Genomic DNA, 20,278 nt, shown 5'->3' on the forward strand with positions numbered 1-20,278 from the left:
TCTCGCCGGCATTACAAGGGAATGTCGCTAAAACTGGGTACACCGGACGTCGGTCGAAAGGCGCTCGGTCGACGGCGTTGGGTCGCAAGCTGTCAGGCGACGGGGCACCGGCTAAAGGCGGCAACGGCTGCACAGCGGTCCTGCAACGTTCGACGTCAGCACAAGGCTATTCAGAGGCACTTGCTCCCTCGGCTCCAGGAGCTGCCGGTCACTCGCTCTATTCCCATCTTGGCGGCCGGCCTGGCCTTGGCCGAGCCGAAGAGCCGATGTTTGTCCTACAACTGCTGGCTGCCACAAAAGAACAACCTTCGGGAGCCACTACCTATAGCTGACATCCCGCTGCAAGGGTCTGAGGCCCGCTCTGGCTCGGAGGCTGACGGGGGGCGCCGCTGAGCGTCAATGCCCGCCATCGCATCCGAGGTAGACCATCGGCGACTTGAACCGGGATCGCTCTATCGAATCAGGGCAAACCCCATCATCAGGCTGGTGACTTTTGGCGCGCACAATCTGTTGGCGGCATACGCCGAAGATTGAGGTAAACCCGACACATGCAAGACAGGTTGATCACGCTGATCGTTGCTGCGCTCTCCGCCGTGGTTGCATGGAAGATCAAGCCGGAAGAGCTACCCGCGTCGGCTCCGCCAGTCTTGTCCGTCCAGGAGATGGGAACGCTCACCACACTGCGGGTCAACTACTCCAATGTCATAGAGTTCAACCAGCAGCTTACCCAAGGTATTCCGTGGGTCAATTGGCAATTCAGTTTGGGTGGAACCCGCGTCCTCTTGATCGCTCGCGGTGAGTGTCTTCTGGGAACGGATCTCAATCTGGCCAAGTACGAACAGACTGTTCAAGTTTCCAAGACTGCCACGCTTTCACTGCCAATCCCCAAGGTGTTATCCGCGCGCCTCAATCACGATCCCAAAGCTGGGGGCTCCTACTTCTATCAGGTCGACACCAATGGCATAACTGCGCTGATGCCTGGCACTGCACGTCAAACGAACGCAATGAACCAAGCACTCCAGAAGGGGCAGGGTGATATTGAAGCTGCCTGCGGAGCGCCAGAACTGCTCGCCGCAGCGAAGAGGAGCGCGGAATCCGTCCTCCGGCCTGTTGTATCCGCTACGGGCTGGAAGATCAGAATTGCTTGGCGTTAGGCTGTGCCAGAGATCGATCCGCTATTGCGCAGGTCCTTCTTTCAAGCACGCTGGGTGGTTCGGCTTTGGCCGAGTGACAATCTTGTCCCGACACGAAACATGCGGCGAATGGACCCGTACGGCCTCCGATGATCCTGATCGCTGTAGCGAGCGTACTGTTGGTGGTCGGGAGCCTCATTGTGTGGAGGCTCAAAAGCCGGCGTGCAGCCTCATCCCCACAGACTGTCGATTCCGACAAGGGCCAGTCGCATTCGTCTCAACGAAAGTTGCTGGCGGACATGCCGATGTACCGTCGCTCTTGGACAGTGACGGACATCGCAGATTTCGAGTTCCTCCTTCGGTCGCAGCGCAGCGCCGACTCGCATACAGATTCGGCGCGGGATCGCCAGATCTATCTAGAGTTATTGTCCGACGCGCCCGCTGATGCCGTCAGGGAACGGCGCGATCTGCTTCGGTCTTGGCTTGAGGCCAGGCGGTTCCTTGCGCCAGAGAAGTACTTTGGCGGCGCTGATTTGGTGCGCAGTTGGAAGCTTCTGGTGACGGCCGCAATGTTCGCCAGCTTTGTGGGTGGTGTTCTCCACGCGGGCGGCGTCTTGCTGCTACTGGACCAGAATGGGCATGTGAGTGCGACCAAGGCCGCGCTGGCCACCGTTGGTGTGCAGATCATGTTCACGTTGTTCGCGGCATTGCTTTGGACTGTACGAGGCGCGCTTCGCCGAATTTTCGGTGAGTTCTCTTCTCTGCGCGTGTCCATTGCTCGAGCCGTTCTGCCACGACTGGCTGACAAGAGCCGTCGTCGAAAGTTCTCAATGTTTCTGGAGCAGATCGGCGATCTTGAGCAGTCCTACCGAGAACTGGTGATGTGCCATGTTATTGTCGCTGCGCAACTCTGCGTAGTCGCAATGAGCCTCGGGCTACTGGCGTCACTGGATTTCTATCACTTTATGTCCTCGGATATTCGATTTGGCTGGAGCATGACGCACGATGTCTCCGCCGAAACCGTTCACAGAGGCATCCAATTGATCGCAAGCCCTTGGAGCGGTCTGACAACTGCAGGCGTCCCTTCATTGAGCCAAGTGGTGGAATCCCGCCTTTCCCGTGAGGCAACAGATCGCGTTGTCTCGATCGACGCCTCGCGAGCCTGGGCGACATTCCTTTCCCTGGCGATCCTCACGTACGGTGTGCTTCTGCGGCTCGTCTTCTTGCTGCTGGCCGGCGGGCGCGCCATGAAGGCAGGGCGAGAACCCGTACTGAGAGGCCCGCCGGTAGATGAGTTGATCCGCCGCATGACGACCGATCTCCAGCCACAAGCTGAGGCCGCCCCGATGGCGGTGTCGCGGCCGTGGTGGCGGCCCTGGGGGCGCAAAGGCAGTTCTGCGAAAGACACCGGACAACCTCGTTCCGGCCAGAATCCTTAATGCAATCCCGCCGCCAAGCGGACGAGACTCGCCGGCCCGCTTTTGCGGCGTGTTCAAGCCTAGGGCAACGCTGATCAAGTTCGAGGCGGACACGGCGCCTGATCGATCCATCGCATGAAGCGACAGACTTTGGCCATCGCCGCTGACCAGAGCGCCGAGTTCGAGCGCTTACGTCGGCCGACCAGACGCGACCAGTTCCTGGCGGCGATGGATCGAGTGGTTCCGTGGGGCCACCTGAGCGGCGTGATCGAGTCGTTCTACCCCAAGGCCGGCAATAGGTCCGTTATTCGCAGGCGGGTGGACGGCAGCGTCCTGAACTTCGCGCGCCCCACGGAAAGCCCGACACCGCCTCGACTTGACGCGCCTCTTGGCCGTTATCGCCGCCTGCGCACCGGGGCGGGCGACCAAGCGCTCGCGGACAGCCAGCAGGTCAACGAAGCCAGACAGGTCGATGTTCGTCGGTTGGGCCCGTGCGGCCGACCGGGGCCCCGCAGACGCGAGATTCATCCGACCGATGATTCCGACGCCTCGCCAGCCCCTCTGGCCGAGCACCCACCGAAGCTCAGCCAGGCGCTCGGAGCCGCCGATCGGCTCCGAGCGCGAACGCTCAGCCCAGCACCTCGAAGCTCACCCCCGCATGGCCCTGCAGCCGCCGTGTCAGCGCCAGTCCCATCGCGGCGCCCGGGGTCCACACGCCGCCGGGCGTGGCCTCACGATCGACATCCTGCAGGAGGCACAACGCGCTCTCCGAGATCATCTTGCTGGTGGACCCGTAGCCCGGGTCGCGGTCGCCTCGCACGCGAACCGACAGCCGCTGGCCATCGGCCGTCTGGCCGGTGATCACCACCTCGTAGCGGCCTGACGCCTGCGCACGGCGGCTCGGGCCCTGGCCCGGCTGCGGCAGCGCGAAGCGGCGCAGCAGCGCGCGCGTGGGCGCCAGGCCCAGCAGCAGGTTCGTCACGCGCGACTGGCGCGCCAGCGCCTTGGCCGCCAGTTCGCCGAGCTTGCCGGCACCGGTCTGCAGTCGCTCGTCGTAGCGGAAGTCGGTGCCCCAGGGGTGGCCGCGCAAGGCGTGGGTGCGGTGGACGTTCTTGGTGTTGATGGCTGCCATCACGAACGGGCCGCACCAGGCCTGGGCCCAGTCGTCGAAGCCGGCCGCGTCGCCATCGGGCTGCACCGGGCCACGGAAGCCCGGTGTCAGCGCGAAGGGGTCGGCCATCAGCCGGGCCAGGCCCGGCTCGTGGCCGATCTGCTCGAAGGTGGCCAGCGCGCTGGCCGCGGTGCCACCCGACAGCGCGCCCTTCATCACCGTGACGCGGGCGCGCACCTGTTGCGCAAAGTGGCCCAGGCGCTGCTGCATCTCGTATTGCAGGAACACCACGCCCAGGTCGAAGGGGATGGAGTCGAATCCGCAGCTGAACACGATGCGCGCACGGCTGGCCTGCGCAGGCGCCTGCAGCTGCGGAATCATCTTCGCCATCCACAGCGGTTCACCGCACAGGTCCACGTAGTCGGTGCCGGCCTCGGCACAGGCGGTGACCAGGGCCTCGCCGTAGCGCTGGTACGGACCCACGGTGGTGATCACCACCCGCGCCTGGCGCACCAGGGCCGCCATCGCTGCGGCGTCGGACGCATCGGCCGTCAGCAGCGGCAGGCCGGGGTCGGCGCCGATCGCGTCGCGCACCTGCGCCAGCCTGGCGGCCTGCCGTCCGGCCAGCGCCCACCGCACGCCGGCATGGCGGCCCAGCCTGCGTTGCAGATACTCGGCCACCAGCCGGCCGGTGAAGCCGGTGGCGCCGAAGACGATGAGGTCGTGGGGGCGTGTCATGCGGTCATCGTCTCACAGGGCCACGGCATGCGGGCGGCCTCGTCACGGCGGCTTCCACGCCATGACCTTCTCCCCCGGACGAGTACAGGTCGCTGGCCGCCCGCTCGCTATTCGGGGGTGAGCATCCGCATACGCTGCAATGCGGAAGTAGATGCGCACCTGCGTAACAGGCTGCGCTGAATCTGCGGGCCTCCATGATGGCAATGTCACTCGACAGAGCATCCCGTCGCGCGCAGGGCGGCGTCTTGTCGCGGCAAGCCGGCGCATTTTGCGGGGCTCTTGGATTGGGCTGGCACGCAATCGTCCAGGGCAACTCCAAGATCACGGGATCTCCGCTGACTTGGACCTCGAGGTCACTTATGCGGCCTCCCGTCCGAATGGTGGCTGATGTCTCTCCTGGATTTCTTGGAGGTGCGCCAGCAGCCTTTCCCGATCAACACGTCCGACGTCCCTGAACTCCCAGTACCGAGGGCTCTCACTGCCATCGCGCTTGAGCTCCACCTGACGAGGCTCGATCGCGAATCCCATGCGCTCCATGGATTGCGCCGTGAGGTGGTCTGCCACCAGCAGCTTGAGCTTTGGCGAAGCGCGCCGGTTGACGGTAAAGGTCAGGTGGCCAAGTCGGATGACGAACCCGGCCTCCCCATTGGCTGGGGACGGGATGTCGTTGATGCTGCCGACTTGAACAACGAAGCCCATCTGCCGCACCTCTTCCGCGAGGTCCTCCATGAACGCGAATGCACCGGCGCGCTCGAGTTCGTCCAGCCTTTGGGCCTTGTACTCGCCGCCGGCGCGCTCTTCGGGCGCGGGTCTGAACCACGGGTCGACTTGGCGCTCCGCGTGAAGCGCCCGGACCCGTTGGACGAGGCGATCGATCTGCGGGAAAACGGGCGCGCCCCAGGCATCGATGCGAAAGAATTCGCATCCCAGTTGCCGACGGATCTCGGCTTCCCGACGCAGATCTTCCTGGCGTTGCTCCGCATTGCCGTGGTACTCCTCATCGACCTCGACCGCGAGATTGATGGACGGGAAGTACGCGTCGATCAGGAATCGTTCCCGACCCGGCAGGTCCACCGGTACATGGTGCTGGAAAACGATGTGCACGTCCCGCAGCGCGTAGGCAAGTGCATGCAGGACCAACGACTCCCAGCGCTTGGTACCGAACGACTGGTTGGCAAAGTACGTCTCGTTGGTGGTGGGACGGCACCAGGACCGAGTGGCATTGTCGAACCCGCAACGGCACTTTACGTTGCGAGGGCCAAGGTCAAACTGGCACTGGGAGCAGAGCATGGGGCGGATCCTCTAGTAGGACAAACGGGCAAATCGAAGTCGAATGGGGTCGAGTCAGGGCTGGGGCCGACACGGACGGCCCCTCGCGGGCCTCTGATCGACATACGGAGCGAAGACCCGCTCCGCAGTGACGGGGGCATCGGGCTTCATGAGACTCCTTCGTGTCGAGGGAGCCCTCAGTCTGGCCAGTGCCGACGACAGAAACTGTCATTTACCGGGCGGATCGATCGCATAGTGAGCGGCCATGCCGCGCACCCACTTCGCTGTCTCGGCGCGTACTTCCGCCGGGCCCACCACCTCCACCCAGGCGCCCAAGCTGACGAGAAACGGCACCAGCAGGAATGTGCGCGGCACGGTGGCGGTCACGGTGAACCAAGCATCCCGATCGCGCGGTGCGGTCTCGCGCTGGTCGTCCGACAGCGGACGTTCGCGGAAGTGATACATCGTCTCCGGCGCCACCCGAAGCTTCAGCTGGATGGGCGGCGAGGACCCGTCCAGCACATGACTGAATTGGTGTGACGCATGGATGTAGTCGTCGAGGTTGAAGTCCGGCCGGTGCTGCGCGTGTCGGAAGTGCATCCTGGCGTCGGACGCACGATGCAGCGCGAAATGCCGGGGGGTGTCGTTGAGCCCCTTCACACCAACCAGGTACTTGGTTCCGTCCTTGGCCACCAGCCCGAGCGGCGTCACGAGGTGCCGTGATGCCTTGCCCGCTGCGTTGCGGTAGGTGAACTGGATCTGCCGCTCCCGCCCGATCGCCTGGATGACCTCACGGACCACTTCCGGTGCAACCGGCGCGGCTCTTCGCCCAATGCCGTCCGGTACCGTTCGCAGCCGGTCGCCGATGCGCCGAAACTCCGGCGACGCCGCAATCACCTCGGCAGCCATGTCGCCCAGCTGGGCGCCTCCAGCGCGCCCCATGCCCTGGACCGCCTGCCCGAACACGTCGCGGCGCAACTGCAGGTCCAGCGCGGCCTCTTCCGACATGAACCACGTCGCCACCTGCGAAGCGCGCAGGTAGTACGCCTTGAGCCCGTTCTTGCGCGTGGTCTCCAGCAGGCTGGGGCCTTCGCTGTCGTCCGAGAGCTGGCCCATGTAGCGCTGGATCGATCGCAGCGTGACCTCGGCACCGCCGAGATCGCGCCAGCGGCGATCGATCTCCTCGGTGGTCATCGCGTACTCGGGGCGGGTGCTCAGCAGCCGTAGCAGGTGGATGGCGGTGCTCAGCTTCATCGCAAACAGGCGACCAGGTGGAACGGCTCGAGCGTGGCGTCTCAGACGTCCAGATCAAGGTCCTCGAGTTCCGCTTCGAAGGGATCGATCGGCGGCAGGGTGTTCTCCCGAATCGACGATCCGACGAGGAACCCGTCATGGAACCTCAGGAACAGATCTCGCTCCCGGATGCCGCCGTAGGCCACGTGCTCGTAGCGGAGCAGCCGCCCGAACGGGCAGCACACCGTCTCGGAGAACCAGAAGGCAAAGTGCCCAGGCCCCGCATGGGCCGGATCCAGGGCATGGGTGCTGGCGTAGTAGGACGGTGGGTAGCGGTCGAAGAGCTCCTCGACTGTCGCTTCGCGGCCATCCGGCCAGGTGGCTGTGAAGCCGGTCAGGTACAGGCGCCCGCGCGCGACGGCCCATGATGCGACGTAGCCACGCGAACAGGCCGTGTGCGGACGCCGGAACCGAAGGTCCCGGTTGCGCCGACGTGCCAGCCAAGTGCCCAGAGGCTCCGAAGCCAGCGCGAAGTCGCGGCCCTCGAAGTGGATGCTGTCGCGAACCTGGGCGGTCATGAGAGGTCGGGCTCCGGGGCTGAGGTCGCTGGGCGTACTGCTTCAACTCGTTCGAGCTTTTCGGCTTGTCGACGCGCAGCTTGAGCGGATTGGCAATAACCCAGTGCGCTATGGCACAGCGCCTGCTCTCGCAGGGTCGCAGCCAGCAGCGATACCCACTCGGCGTCCGGCTCGCAGACGCTGAGCGACCGGATTGGGATGTCCAGCGACGCCAAGGCCAGATTGCTGGCGCCGGCCTGCCGGAGCAGGGATGCGAACACCCGCGCGCGCTCGCAGGCGTGCCAGCCGGTCGTCGGCCTCGATCTGCCGGGCCACAGCCGCCTGCCACACCATGGCGTGCACGTGGGGCTGCAGACGTGCCGCCACCGCATGGTGCTGCGCTGTGTCCCCATAGCGTCCGTCGAAGTCCAGGGAGCGCGCCCGATCGACCTCATTTGCCAGACAGTCGCCGTCCTCGGGGGCCAGCTTTGCACAGAGGTGTGCTTTTGTCCGGTCCCGAAGCGCATTCGCTGTCTCCAGATCGCCTTCGGCATGGAAGCGACGCGCCAGGCCGAGCAGCAGCCGCGTCGGCGCCGAGCGGACCACGGCTCTCAGGCGAGCCGGGCGGACAGGGGCCGGAAGCCCGGGTTACGCTCCGCCGCGAGTTGCATGGCTTCGTAGCAGCTGTGCGCCATCACGTGTGTGCCGAGACCGCAACCACTGGCATTGCGCATCTCGACAAAGTAGCTACGCTGGTTCGACATGGGGTGCTCCTGTGAGGATTGGCGACGTGCCAACCGCATTGCACACAGGTGCAGCGACGAAACCTGTCGTTTGGCCAGCGCCCGAAAGCCCTTCGTCGATCGCCGTGGCGGAACCGTGGCTTAAGACTGGTGGCGGCCTTTCGCGCTTCTGCGGTTAAGCGACTGCTCCCGACCCGGAGCCGCCATGCGACTCGCGAGGCTCGGCGTCGCAGAGCTGCCCTCCGACGGTGGCTGCACACGGCGACGACCGCACAGACGCGGTCCGGGTATGGCACTCAGGGTCGCCGAAGCTGTGGTGCCGCAGCACTGAGCCCGGTCACTCGCCTGCCAGCCCAGTTCCCGGATCCGTGCGGAGGTCCTTCGACAGGCGATCGTCGCGTTCGCGGAGCAGCCAGTAGACGACGCCCAGGACGAGGGTGGCAAGCGCCAGTGCGGCAATGGTCTGCGCTTCCGTGACCTTGCTGTCCAGCACGATGAACTTCCTGGACAGGGCCAGCAAGGCGATCAGCACCACGGTCTTGACCTGCACGATGCTCTCTCGGCGCAGTGCCACGCGAATGATCGAGTGCTTGAACTCGAGCGCGATCAGCAAGGTCATGATCATCCCGAACAGGCCCTGGAAGACTTCGTGATCCAGCGGATCGATCGAGCCCGACAGGAGCAGCGGCACCACACGCGTGAGCAGCTGCAGCAGGGCGAGCGCGATGACCAACGCGATGATCACGCTCAGGATGAACGCGACCATGTGCTCGAAGCGCTCGTAGTGGTTCATCAGCGGCCACTGGTCGCGCGTTTCCTGGAGCAAGCCGCCCAGGCTTCGACGAGGTGACGGCATGGCGCCCTCCCTGCCGTTGGTAGACGCGTATTCTGCGCCAGGGCAAAGATGCCCACCTTGTCGATGCTTCGCGGCGGCCGCCGTGCGGGGGACTCAGAGCTTGCCCGGTCGCGTCGGCAGGTGCCCCGGCATCAGCACTTCGCCGTTCGGCCCCCACTCGACCTGCGTGATGCCCGGCTCCTGTGCCTCGAGCCGGCGCCGTTCCAGTTCGTCGGCGCTCGGGACGGCACAGGGGTCGAACACCAGCGCCGCGCGCAGGTCGGCGAGCAGCTGCGGTTCGCTCCACGGCTTCGGGATGTAGCGGAAGATACCGGCGCGATTCACCGCCGCGAGCACGGTGCCGAAGTCGGACGCGGCGCTGAGCATGAGGCGCACCGTGCGCGGGTCCAGTTCTCTGGCGCGTGCGAGCAGCGTCACGCCGTCCAGCCGCGGCATGCGGTAGTCGCAGATCACCACGTCGAAGTGCGCCTCGTGCAGGCGCTGCAGCGCGTACAGCGGATCGGCGCAGATCTCCACGCCGAGTTGCTGCGGCTTGAAGTGCCGCTGCAGCAGACGACGCAGTGCGTGCAGTACCAGCGTCTCGTCGTCGACGATCAACACACGCTTCACGGGCGAGCCTCCGGCGCCGACTGCACGGCCAAGGTCAGCGCCAGGCCGTGTTTGCGCTCGAACGCACAGATGCGAGCGATCAGGTCGTCGTTCAGCTGCTGGCCGGCCGACAGCAGCAGCACGCCCTCGGGCGACACGAAGTCCTGCGCCAGCATCTGGCCGGCGCGCAACTCCGCGGTGCGCAGGCGCCGCGGCGCCACGGCCGGCTTGGGCGGCGCCGCTGAGAACAAGCTCGCGAAGGCGTCGACGACGCTCGGGTCGAACTGGCTGCCGCGCGCGGCGAGTACCGTGCGACGGGCATCGAGCGGGCTCAGGGCCTGGCCGTCGATCCGGCCGCAGCGCAAGTCCTCGAAGGCGTCGGCCACGGCCAGGATGCGGGCACCCAGCGGGATCGCCGCGCCGCGCAGTCCGTCGGGGAAACCTTGCCCGTCCCAGCGTTCGTGGTGCGCGCGGATCAGCGGCGCGACGCCCTGCATGTCATCGCTGGCCAGCAAGGCCTGCTCGCCGAGCACCGGGTGCAGGCGGTAGCGCCGCAATTCATCGCGGTCGAGCCGGTTCACCGGTCGCGCCAGCACGTCGTCGCTGAGGCCGATGTGGCCGATGTCGTGCAGCAGCGCGGCAATCGGCAGGTCGTGCCGCGTGCCGGCATCCAGCGTCATCGCCTGGGCGATGCGACGGGCCAGGTCGGCCACCTGGCGCGCGTGTCCGACCTGGGCGCTGCCGCGCAGCTCGATCAGCGCGGTGAAGGCCTTGATCGACGTCAGGTAGTTGCGCTTCAGCCTGTCGTTGGCGGCAGCGAGTTCCTCGGTGCGCAGGGCGACGTGGACCTCCAGACTCGAGTTCAGCGTCTTCAGGTCCTCGTTCTGCTGCTGCGTGAGTCGCTCCAGCGCCTGCTTCTCGGCTTCGAGCTGCTGGCTCTCCGCGACCTGGCGCAAGGTCAGCACGAGCTCGTCGTCGTTCCAGGGCTTTGTGATGTAGCGGTGCAGTCGGCCGCGGTTGATGGCAGCGATCGTCGAGCCCAGGTCGGCCTGGCCCGTCAGCAGCAGCCGCGCCGTGCGCGGCCAGCCCACGCTGACCCGTTCGAGCAGCTGCACGCCGTCCATGCCCGGCATGCGCATGTCCGACAGCACGGCGTCGACGGGTTCGGCGGCCAGCAGCGCGAGCGCCTCTTCGGCGTGCGCGGCGGTCAGGATGCGCCAGCCCGTGGCGCGGAACAGGCGCCGCAGCGCGGCCAGGATGTTCGGCTCGTCGTCGACGGCGAGCACCGTCCAGGGCGGGTTGGCGGCCGTCATGCCGCCGCCCCTTCGGCGCCCGGACGCCGCACCGGCAGCGTGACGCGGAAACACGAGCCGCGACCCGGTTCGCTGCGCACGTCGATGTGGCCGTGGTGCTTCTGCACGATGCCGTAGGCGAGCGACAGGCCCAGGCCCGTGCCGCGGCCGACCGGCTTGGTGGTGAAGAAGGGGTCGAAGATGCGCGCCAGGTGTTCGGGTGCGATGCCGCTGCCGTTGTCCTCGACCTCGACCCAGACCTGGTCCCCGGCATCGGCGCTGCGCACGACGATCAGGCCGCGCTGCGGGCCGATCGCATGGGCCGCGTTGACGAGCAGGTTCAGGAACACCTGGTTCAGCTCCGACGGCAGGCACTCGATGTCGGGCAAGTCGCCGTACTCGCGCTTCACGTCGGCGCGGTACTTGATCTCGTTGGCGACGATGTTCAACGTCGAGTCGATGCCCTGGTGCAGCGAGGCCCAGACCCACTCCTGGTGGGTGTCCACACGCGAGAAGTCCTTCAGGTCCTGGACGATCTTGCGCACCCGTGACAGGCCCTCTTTCGACTCGCCCATCAGCATCGGGATGTCCTGCTTCAGGTAGTCGAGTTCGACCCGCGCACGCAAGGTCGCGAGCCGGTCCGCGACGGCGCTGTCGGCCAGCGCGGGTTCGGCCTGCTCGTAGGCTTCGAGCATCTCGAACAGGCGCTCGAGATAGGCCTCCAGCGTGCCGAAGTTCGAGAACACATAGCCGATCGGGTTGTTGATCTCGTGCGCCACGCCGGCCGCCAACTGCCCGATCGACGCCAGCCGTTCGGACTGCAGCAACTGGTCCTGCGCGCTGCGCAGGACTTGATTGAGTGCGCGCAGTTCGTCGTTGGCGCGCTGCAGCAAGACGAGTTCGGAATCGGATGTGGACATGGTCTTCAGTGCAGCAGCGCTTCGCAGACGGTCTCGAACTGCGCCTCGGCGCGGGCGAACAGTCGCATGCAGGCGGCGTCGTCCAGGCGGCAGGCGGCCCAGACCGGCAACACCAGCGCCGGCACCGCCTCGTCGGCGTCGCCGGCCAGGCCGAGCGCGTGGGCGATGGCATCGGCCACGTGGGCGATGCCCGTCAAGGTGACTGTGCCGGCCGTGTCCGGCGGCGCGTGGTGCTCGCGAATGGCATCGACGATCGCCGGCGCGAAGTTCCACTGCCGTGCGATCAGCCCGCCGACCTCGGCGTGATCGATACCGAGCACGGCACGCTCGGCGTCGCCATCGGGGCCATCCTGGTCGCGCCGCCACTGCTCGACCTCGCCATAGGCCGGTGCAAACGCGCTCGCCAGCGCCAGCCGGCCGATGTCGTGCAGTAGCCCGACCGTGAACGCCAGGTCGGCGTCGTCGCGCCCCAGTTCACCGGCCAGGGCCTGCGCACACAGGGCGCTGCCGATCGAGTGGCGCCAGAAGGCGTTGTGGTCGAAGCCAGGACGGCGCTGAAAGCTGCCGGCCATGCCCGCGGCCGTGACGACGCCACGCACCGTGCGCAGGCCGAGGACCGAGATCGCCTCGGCGACCGAGTGGACCTGCCGGCCGCGGCCGTAGAACGACGAGTTGGCCAGCCGCAGGGTCTTGGCGGCGAGCGCCTGGTCGCGCGAGATCTTGGCCGCGTACTGCGCGGCGCTGAGCTCCTCGTGGCCGAGCGACTCGACCAGTTCGAGCACCACCGAAGGCAGCGGGGGCAGGTCGCGCAGCGCGGCGAGCAGTTCGTCGCGCGAGATCGGTCGTTGGGCCGTGCTCATCGCGGAGTCTCCTGGCGGTAGCGCTGCACCACGTGCAGCAGCGGATGCACCCGCCCTTCGCGCAGGCTGTGGCGGAACAGCTGCGTCAACGCCACCGGCACGGCTGGCACGACAGCCGGCGGCGTGTCGGGAACGGCCGGGGCGGTCACTTCGAGGCTCCGGCTTGCGGCAGCAGCACCAGCAGGCGGCCGCGTGCGATGCCGCTCAGCGGCCGGCTCATCGCCCACCAGCGGCGCCCTGCCAGCGTCACCAGCATGGCGTCGCCGTCGAGCGCTGGCCGCACGGTCTGCGGCAGCTGCTCGGCCGCCGGCCCGCCCAGCTGGTTGCCATCCAGTCCGAACAGCGCCTGCGCCGGGGCGTTGGCGAAGACCAGCAGGTCTTCGTCGTCGATGCCGAACACGGGCACCGGCACCGCATCCAGCAGTTCCTGCGCCGCCTCGCGGCTGCCGACCTCGCGCTCGTTCTGCTCGCGCTGCGCACTTAGCAGCGTCTGCAGCCGCCGGTTCAGCTCGGCCAGTTCCCGGTTGGCGGCCTGCACCTCGCGGTCGAGGCGGCGATTCTGGTCGGCCATCTCCTTCAGCGCGAAGGCTTCGCGAAGGTGAGCGCGCAGCTGCTCGTCATCCCATGGCTTGGCGAGGAACTTGTAGATCGCACCCTCGTTGATCGCGTCGGTGATCGACTGCAGCTCGGTGTAGCCCGACAGCACCAGCCGGATCGTTTCCGGGTACAGCTGCCGGGCCCGGCGCAGCAGCTCGACGCCGGTCATGCCCGGCATGCGCTGGTCGGACAGGATCACGTCGACCTCGTGGCGTGCCATCAGCTCCAGCGCCTGCTCGGCGCTGGTGGCGCTGAGCAGCAGCCAACCCTCGGCGCGCAGCAGCCGGCGCAGCGCGGCGACGATGTTCTCCTCGTCGTCGACGAGCAGCAGGGTGCGCTCGCGCGAGCGCCGGCCAAGCAGGGCTGGGTCGATGCGGCGGCCGTCGCGCAGCATCGCCTCGACCGCTGCCGCCGGCTGCGCGGCACTGAACCACCAGCCCTGCATCTGGTCGCACTGGTTCGCGGCCAGCAGCGCCGCCTGCCCTTCGCTTTCGACGCCCTCGGCGAGCACCTTCATCTGCAACTGGTGCGCCATCGTGATGATGGCGCGTGTGATCGACACGTCTTCTGCCGGCGCGGTGACGTCGGGTACCAGCGAGCGGTCGATCTTGACCACGTCGACCGGCAGCCGGCGCAGATAGCTCAGGCTCGAGTAGCCGGTGCCGAAGTCGTCGAGCGAGACCTCGACGCCGAGCGCTCGCAACGCTCGCAGGTGCTGCACCGCCTGGTCGACGTTGGTGATCATCATGCTCTCGGTGACCTCGACACCGAAGCGCCGCGGGTCGAGTCCCGTCGCGGCAAGCAGGCCTTCGATGCGCCGCGCCAGGTCCGCCTGCAGCAGCTGGCGCGCCGACAGGTTGACCGCCATGCGCAGCGGCGGCAGCCCGGCGCGCTGCCACGCGGCGGCCTGCTCGATGGCGCGGCGCAGCACCCAGTCGCCGATGGGGACGATCAGACCGGTCTCCTCGGCGATCGGGATGAAGCGGTCCGGCGCAATACGACCCAGCGTCGGGTGCATCCAGCGCAGCAGCGCCTCGACGCCGACGATGCGGCCCTGTACCAGATCCACCTGGGGCTGGTAGTGCAGCTCGAGCTGCTCGTCGCGCAGCGCCTGGCGCAGCGCGGTCTCCAGCGCCAGCTGTTCAGGATCGTCGTCATGCGGCGCTCGGGCATAGACGCTGAAATGGTTGCGCCCCTGCAGCTTGGCCTGTTCCAGCGCGGCATTGGCGCGTCGCAGCAGGGTCTCGGCATGGTCGCCGTCGCCAGGGGCCTCCGCGATGCCGACGCTGCAGGTCAGGTGGATCTCGTGCCCCGCTATCGTCATCGGTCGCGCCACGGCGCCCAGCAGCGCCCGCGCCAAGTCCGTTGCCGCGCCCGCAGGGGCGGGCATCACGATCACGAACTCGTCGCCGCCGCGGCGCGCCACCAGGTCGATGTTGCGCACGGAGGCGGCGATGCGCTGTGCGACTTCGCGCAGCACCGCGTCGCCGATATGCGGGCCAAGACCGTCGTTGATGCGCTTGAAGCGGTCGAGCTCCAGCACCAGCACCGCGGTTTCGGCGCGGGTCTGCAGGGTTGCACCCAGGTGCTCGAAGAGCCGCTGGCGGTTCGGCAAGCCCGTCAGCTCGTCGAACTGCAGCAGCTGCTGGATGCGCTGTTCGGCGGCGCGGCGCTCGCGCAGGTCGTCGACGCAGACATGGGCGAAGGTCTCCCCGTCACTGGTCACCAGGCTGACGGAGACATCGACAGGAATCTCGTGACCGTCGTGATGGCGAACGTCGGTCTCGAAGCGCAGGGAGCCGCGTTCGCACATCTCGCGCCAGCGCTGTGGCCATGACGTCTCGTCGACCTGAGTGTCGATGTCGGACACGCGCAGGCGCAGCAGGTGCTCGCGCGTGAGGCCGAGCAGCCGGCATGCCGCTGTATTGGCATCGCGAAAGGCACCGTCGGGCCCGACCTGGAACAGCGCGTCGTTGGCCTGTTCGACGGCATGGCGGGTCAGGCGCAACTGGCGGCGCGCCCGCTCGCGGTCGCTTACGTCGCACGCGGAAGGGATCAACCAGGCCACGCGCCCGTCCGGGCCGTAAAGCGGCAGCAGCGAAAAGTCCATCGCCAGCGTGTCGCCGCTGCGGGTGGCCAGGCGCACGTCGAAACGAGAGGCCTGGCCGCGCGCTGCGCTCGCCAGAGCCTGCTGCAGCCGGCGTTGCGACAGCTCGCAGGCCTGCCACCAGGGGGTTGTGTCGAAGCGCTGGCCGAGCACCTGCTCCGGCGTCACGCCGATGGCCTGCAAGGCCGCGTGGTTGGCATAACGCAGCACGCCGTCGGCGTCGAGCAGGCCCGCGAAGACCGAGGGTCCCAGCCGGTCCAGCACTTCGCGCAACGCGTGTTCAGGGCCTGGCGGCGCGGGGCTGGCCGCCACCAGCGTCAGCGCGGCATCGCGGTGCGGCATACGCGGAACAGCATGGGATTGAACATGCCCGCACTCTGCCCGGCGGCCTGCGCCGGCGGCGTGAGCAGTTGCGGCCCCCGGCGACCGGATCAGACCGTTGCCGGTGCAGCCTCAGCGGTGGCGGCGGCGCGAGGTGCGTCAGCGACCAGCCGTGCCAGCACGCGCATGGCGCGCTCGAGCGAATCGTCCCAGAGCTGGCCGCAGGTCAGCCGGATGTGGTGCTGGAACTCGGCGCGCGCCGAGAACATCGGCCCCGGCGCCAGGCTGATGCGCTGGGCCAGCGCGGCACGGTGCAGCGCCATCGCGTCGATGCCGGCGGGCAGCTCGACCCACACAAAGTAACCGCCGGCGGGCCGCACCACGCGCGTGCCGTCCGGAAAGTGTCGGTTCACGGCCTCGAACAGGCTGTTGCGTTGCGTGCGCAGAGACTCGCGCAGGCTGCGCAGATGGCGGTCGTAACCACCTTCCTGCAGGTACTCGGCCAGCGCCGCCTGCACCGGGATCGATCCGGACAGGCTGGTCATCAACTTCAGCCGTTCGACCTCGCGCGCCAGCCGGCCGGGCGCGGCCCAGCCGACGCGGTAACCCGGCGCCAGGCACTTCGAGAACGACGAGCAGTGCAGCACCAGGCCACGGCGGTCGTAGGCCTTGGCCGGCAGCGGTGCCGCGGGGCCCTCGTAGAGCTCCGCGTACACGTCGTCTTCGATCAGCGGCACGTCGTGGCGGGCTAGCAGTTCGACGAGGTCGCGCTTCTTCGCCTCGGGCATCAGGCTGCCGAGCGGGTTCTGGAAGCTCGTCATCAGCCAGCAGGCGCGCGGGCGGTAGAGCTCGACCACCTGCGCCAGGCGGCCGAGGTCGATGCCCTCGCGCACATGGGTGGGCACTTCGATCGCGCGCAGGCCCAGGCGCTGCAGCGCCTGAAGCGCCATGTAGAAGGTCGGCGACTCCACTACCACCGCGTCGCCCGGCCGCGTCACGGCGTTCAGGCACAGGTTCAGCGCCTCCATCGCGCCGTGGGTCAGCACGATCTCGTCGGTGGCCACGGTCATGCCCTGACGCAGGTAGCGCTTGGCGATCTCGCGCTTGAGCCGCAGGTTGCCCGGCGGCAGGTCCTCGACCATGCTCCAGGGCTCGAGCCGCCGCGTGCTCGAGACCAGCGCGCGGCGCAGCCGATCGAGAGGGAACAGGACGGGACTCGGGAACGCGGAACCGAAGGGCACGATGTCGCGGGCGCGCGCGGCGCCGAGGCACGCGTAGATCAGGTCGTTGACCTCGACGGCCTGCGATCCGGATTGCGGCTCCGAGGTCTGCGGCTCGGCCAGCAGCATCCCGTCGGGGCGTGCGAGGACGAAGTAGCCCGAGCGCGGCGCTGCGCGCACCAGGCCGCGGGACTCGAGCAGGTAGTAGGCCTGGAATACGGTGCTCGGACTCACGCCCCGGCTGGCGCAGGTCTGCCGCACGGAGGGCAAGCGATCGCCCGCGCGCAGCACCCCGGCAGCGATCTGCTGCTCGAGTTCCTGAGCGAGCAGTTCGAACCTCGTGGAGGCGGCGGTGGGGCGATCACGCATGGTGTCGGCACCGCGCCTCGGTCGACTGCCGGCTGGGTGGGGTGGCGTCGTCGCAGTCTAGGGCTTGTGCGGCGCGATGCAAGCATCGGGACTGGGCCGGGTGGTTCCAGGACGGCCTGCTGGAGGGGGGCGGCCGCGCCTGCGGCGGGCCATGGATGCCACCGGATCGCGGCATCCCCGACGCGCGCAGGCGACAAGCCGCTCGGTCCCGCCTGGACGCGCAGCGCAAGCCCAGCGTCCGGACACTCCTGAGACGCCAGGAAGCGGCCTGTGACGAGTGACTGGACATGGCCGAGTCCTGGCTTTCCCCAAATATGGCATGCGGCCACGCTTGCCAGCGTTTGGGAGCCATGGCAAAAGGACTCGCGTCCTAGGAGGCAGATGGGGAGCAGACAGTCCAACCAGGGACCTGTAGACTAACCAACGAGAGGAGCCTCATCGGGGCTTCATGAACTTCAGGACGAACTCGTCCTTCGGCATCGGAGGGTCCGGCGTTTCCTTGTCGCGTGGATCTGCAGGGTTGCGCAGGAAGGTGCCCGATTCGACCCACTGGAAGCCGGCCGCCTCCACCTCGTGGCGCAAGAAGGCTTCCTCGATGCGGTGCAAGGTGGTGGACTCCGAGATGCCCGTGCCCGCTCGGCCGGCATGGTCCGCAATGACATAGAGGCCGCCAGGCTTCAGTGCCGAGAACACGGCGCGGTTCATCTGCGCGCGGCCTTCGCCCAGGAAGCCGAGGTCGTGGTAATTGAACATCAGCGTCACCAGGTCCAGCTTGCCCTGCAGTTCGGGCGGTACCGGGTCCACCAGGCGCTGCAGCGCCAGGTGGATCGGCGCTGCGGGAACCTGGGCGCCAACCAGCCGGGCCGCGCGGTCCAGCACACCGGCGCCTGGCGGGCGCGCCCCGGCAGCGGCCGGTCGGCTCGGGTCGCGCGGCTGCGCCTGCCCGAACACCTGGCCCGTCGGGCCGATGGCGCGGGCCAGCAGTTCGGTCGTGTAGCCGCCGCCGGCCACCAGGTCCAGCGCCACCATGCCGGGGCGCGGGTCGATGAAGTGCAGGAACTGCTCGGGCTTGCGCCGCTTGTCGTTCTCGCGGTCGGCCGGTGTGCGGTCGGCGCTGGCGACGATGGCGGCAATCTGGGGCGCGCTCAGCGCCGTCGGCGCCTGTGGACCGGGCGCTGCAGCGCAGCCTGCCAGGACGCACAGCACCGCCGCTGCGACAGCGGGGCGCAGCCCCTTCAAGTCGGATGTGGTCATCGGCGCATTCCCTTCGTTGAATACAAGCGCCATCGCCAGCGCCGTGGGCAACGATAGCCGATGCCGGCCGGCTTCAGGCGCCTTGCATCGCCCTGAGGCCTTGCTCCCAGGTCACGATGGGTCGGTAGCCCAGCTCGCGCCGGGCCTTGCCGATGTCCAGCGTGAAGGGCTGGCCGATCAGACGCAGCATCTGGCGCGTGATGGGCGGTTCGCCAGGACGCGAGAAGGCGCGCCACATCCACTCCATCACGCCGGCCAGGACCCATGCCAACGGCAGGGGCGCGGAAGCGCGCGGCGGCTCGATGGCGCGGGTCTGCAGCAGGCCGGAGATGACCTGCTTCAGCGTGCTGTCGGCACCGTCGCTGACGAAGTAGGCCTCGCCGCCGCGGCCCTTTTCCAGGGCCAGCTCGACCGCGTGGCAGACGTTGTCCACATGCGCGGTGGACATGGCCTGGGAACCATCGCCCACCCAGCGGAACTGGCCGGCGCGCACGGTTTGCACCATGTGGTCCAGCGTGGGCATGCCGGCCCCCCAGATCATCGGCGGGCGCAGCACCACGGTCTCGAACACGCCCGGCCGGTTCGCACCCTGCACCAAGGCTTCGCTGCGAGCCTTGGAGGCGCTGTAGGGGGCCCAGGCGCGCTCCTGGCGCGGCAGCGACTCGTCGGCGCGCAGCATCGGCCCGAGGTCGCCCATCACCACCGCGGCGGCACCGACCTGGACGAAGCGCTTGACGGACGCGGCCGCCGCGGCCTGCAGGAGCTTGGCCGTGCCTTGCACATTCGCTCGCTCGAACCAGGCAGGATCGCCCCACAACTTGAAGAGCGCGGCCACGTGGATCACGACGTCGCAGCCGGCGGTCGCGGCGGCCAGTGACGACGCGTCGTCCAGCGAACCCGCCACCGCCTGCGCACCGCGCCTGCCTACAATTCGCATGGCTTCTGCGCTGCGCGCGAGCGCACGAACCTGCCAGCCGCGAGCAACCAGTCGTTCGATGAGTCGGCCGCCGACAAATCCGGAGCCGCCGGTGATCAGACAGGTAGGAGCCATGGCGCTGCTTTCTATATCGTTGATATAGAAAGCGTATATCAACGATATAGCTTGGTCAAGAGACCCTGACGGCACCGATGGACACCGAAACGGCGATCCTGGACGCGGCGGAGGCACTGCTCGAGCAGCAGGGCCAGTCCGCACTGACCACGCGAGCGGTTTGCGAGGCCGCGGGCGTGAAGGCGCCCACGCTGTACCACCACTTCGGCGACAAGGACGGGCTGGAGCGGGCGCTGGTTCAGCGCGGACTGGCCAATTTCATGCGACGCAAGCAGCAGCCACCGGCCTCGGCCGATCCGCTGGACCAGTTGCGCGCGGGCTGGGACCTGGCGCTGGACTTCGCGCTCAAGCGGCCCGCGTTGCATGCGCTGTTCGCACACCACGCCCGCGCGCAACCCGCGCTGGTTGCAGAGGCCTATGCGTTGATGCACGGGCGCGTGCAGCGACTCGTGGACCTGAGGCGTTTTCGCGGCCCGGTGGACGCGGCGGCCCGAGCGGTGTGGGCGGCATCCAACGGCGCCCTGGCGCTGGTGCATCTCGGCACGGCGCGCAAGGATGTCGAAGCGGCCAGCGACCTTCTGTTCAACGCGGTGGTCGCCGAGTTGTCTCGTCCCGCGCCCTAGCGGCGTCGATGGCGCCTG

The 20,278-nt window shown here is 67.9% G+C and carries 18 protein-coding genes; 3 read left to right on the forward strand and 15 right to left on the reverse strand.

The annotated features are described in order from the left end of the window. Window positions 1-560 precede the first annotated feature (560 nt). The gene (locus ACILR4_RS07410) at window positions 561-1,154 is read left to right on the forward strand and encodes a DUF4230 domain-containing protein (RefSeq protein WP_395700202.1); all 594 of its coding nucleotides are present in this window, start codon (window positions 561-563) and stop codon (window positions 1,152-1,154) included. Between the two features lie 128 nt (window positions 1,155-1,282). Further along, on the forward strand, window positions 1,283-2,572 hold the full coding sequence (locus tag ACILR4_RS07415) for a DUF2868 domain-containing protein (protein WP_395700203.1): 1,290 nt from the start codon (window positions 1,283-1,285) through the stop codon (window positions 2,570-2,572). Between the two features lie 607 nt (window positions 2,573-3,179). Here the strand turns inward: ACILR4_RS07415 and ACILR4_RS07420 are convergent. From ACILR4_RS07420 to ACILR4_RS07490, 15 genes are all read right to left on the reverse strand, one after another. Further along, on the reverse strand, window positions 3,180-4,400 hold the full coding sequence (locus tag ACILR4_RS07420) for a saccharopine dehydrogenase family protein (protein WP_395700204.1): 1,221 nt from the start codon (window positions 4,398-4,400) through the stop codon (window positions 3,180-3,182). Window positions 4,401-4,757: 357 nt separating this feature from the next. Beyond that, window positions 4,758-5,690 (reverse strand): AbaSI family restriction endonuclease, encoded by a 933-nt coding sequence (locus ACILR4_RS07425; protein WP_395700205.1) that lies wholly within the window; start codon window positions 5,688-5,690, stop codon window positions 4,758-4,760. Between the two features lie 207 nt (window positions 5,691-5,897). Next, window positions 5,898-6,923, reverse strand: a complete 1,026-nt coding sequence (locus tag ACILR4_RS07430) for a helix-turn-helix transcriptional regulator (protein WP_395700206.1) — start codon at window positions 6,921-6,923, stop codon at window positions 5,898-5,900. A gap of 41 nt (window positions 6,924-6,964) precedes the next feature. Then, complete coding sequence (locus ACILR4_RS07435) at window positions 6,965-7,480, reverse strand: hypothetical protein (RefSeq protein WP_395700207.1); 516 nt, start codon at window positions 7,478-7,480, stop codon at window positions 6,965-6,967. 590 nt (window positions 7,481-8,070) lie between these two features. Continuing rightward, on the reverse strand, window positions 8,071-8,223 hold the full coding sequence (locus ACILR4_RS07440) for a hypothetical protein (protein WP_395700208.1): 153 nt from the start codon (window positions 8,221-8,223) through the stop codon (window positions 8,071-8,073). Between the two features lie 316 nt (window positions 8,224-8,539). Further along, entirely contained in the window at window positions 8,540-9,058 is a 519-nt protein-coding gene (locus tag ACILR4_RS07445) for a phosphate-starvation-inducible PsiE family protein (RefSeq protein ID WP_395700209.1), read from the reverse strand. 93 nt (window positions 9,059-9,151) lie between these two features. Next, the gene (locus tag ACILR4_RS07450; RefSeq protein WP_395700210.1) at window positions 9,152-9,667 is read right to left on the reverse strand and encodes a response regulator; all 516 of its coding nucleotides are present in this window, start codon (window positions 9,665-9,667) and stop codon (window positions 9,152-9,154) included. Then, entirely contained in the window at window positions 9,664-10,959 is a 1,296-nt protein-coding gene (locus tag ACILR4_RS07455; protein WP_395700211.1) for an HD domain-containing phosphohydrolase, read from the reverse strand. The genes ACILR4_RS07450 and ACILR4_RS07455 overlap by 4 nt, the downstream gene beginning before the upstream one ends. Then, window positions 10,956-11,858: an ATP-binding protein gene (locus tag ACILR4_RS07460; RefSeq protein WP_395700212.1), complete on the reverse strand. Its 903-nt coding sequence runs from the start codon at window positions 11,856-11,858 to the stop codon at window positions 10,956-10,958. The genes ACILR4_RS07455 and ACILR4_RS07460 overlap by 4 nt, the downstream gene beginning before the upstream one ends. Before the next feature lie 5 nt (window positions 11,859-11,863). Continuing rightward, window positions 11,864-12,718, reverse strand: coding sequence for an HDOD domain-containing protein (locus ACILR4_RS07465; RefSeq protein WP_395700213.1), 855 nt, complete (start codon window positions 12,716-12,718; stop codon window positions 11,864-11,866). Beyond that, complete coding sequence (locus ACILR4_RS07470; protein ID WP_395700214.1) at window positions 12,715-12,867, reverse strand: hypothetical protein; 153 nt, start codon at window positions 12,865-12,867, stop codon at window positions 12,715-12,717. Before ACILR4_RS07470 ends, ACILR4_RS07465 begins: the two co-directional genes overlap by 4 nt. Then, window positions 12,864-15,764, reverse strand: coding sequence for an EAL domain-containing protein (locus tag ACILR4_RS07475; RefSeq protein WP_395700215.1), 2,901 nt, complete (start codon window positions 15,762-15,764; stop codon window positions 12,864-12,866). Before ACILR4_RS07475 ends, ACILR4_RS07470 begins: the two co-directional genes overlap by 4 nt. An 89-nt stretch (window positions 15,765-15,853) precedes the next feature. Then, window positions 15,854-17,332, reverse strand: a complete 1,479-nt coding sequence (locus ACILR4_RS07480) for a PLP-dependent aminotransferase family protein (RefSeq protein ID WP_395700216.1) — start codon at window positions 17,330-17,332, stop codon at window positions 15,854-15,856. A gap of 435 nt (window positions 17,333-17,767) precedes the next feature. After that, complete coding sequence (locus ACILR4_RS07485; protein ID WP_395700217.1) at window positions 17,768-18,586, reverse strand: class I SAM-dependent methyltransferase; 819 nt, start codon at window positions 18,584-18,586, stop codon at window positions 17,768-17,770. 73 nt (window positions 18,587-18,659) lie between these two features. Beyond that, entirely contained in the window at window positions 18,660-19,637 is a 978-nt protein-coding gene (locus ACILR4_RS07490) for an NAD-dependent epimerase/dehydratase family protein (protein WP_395700218.1), read from the reverse strand. 77 nt (window positions 19,638-19,714) lie between these two features. Between ACILR4_RS07490 and ACILR4_RS07495 the strand changes: the two genes are divergently transcribed. Beyond that, entirely contained in the window at window positions 19,715-20,260 is a 546-nt protein-coding gene (locus ACILR4_RS07495; RefSeq protein WP_395700219.1) for a TetR/AcrR family transcriptional regulator, read from the forward strand. Window positions 20,261-20,278: the final 18 nt, after the last annotated feature.

This window comes from Aquabacterium sp., assembly GCF_044226965.1.
Lineage (GTDB): Bacteria > Pseudomonadota > Gammaproteobacteria > Burkholderiales > Burkholderiaceae_C > Pseudaquabacterium.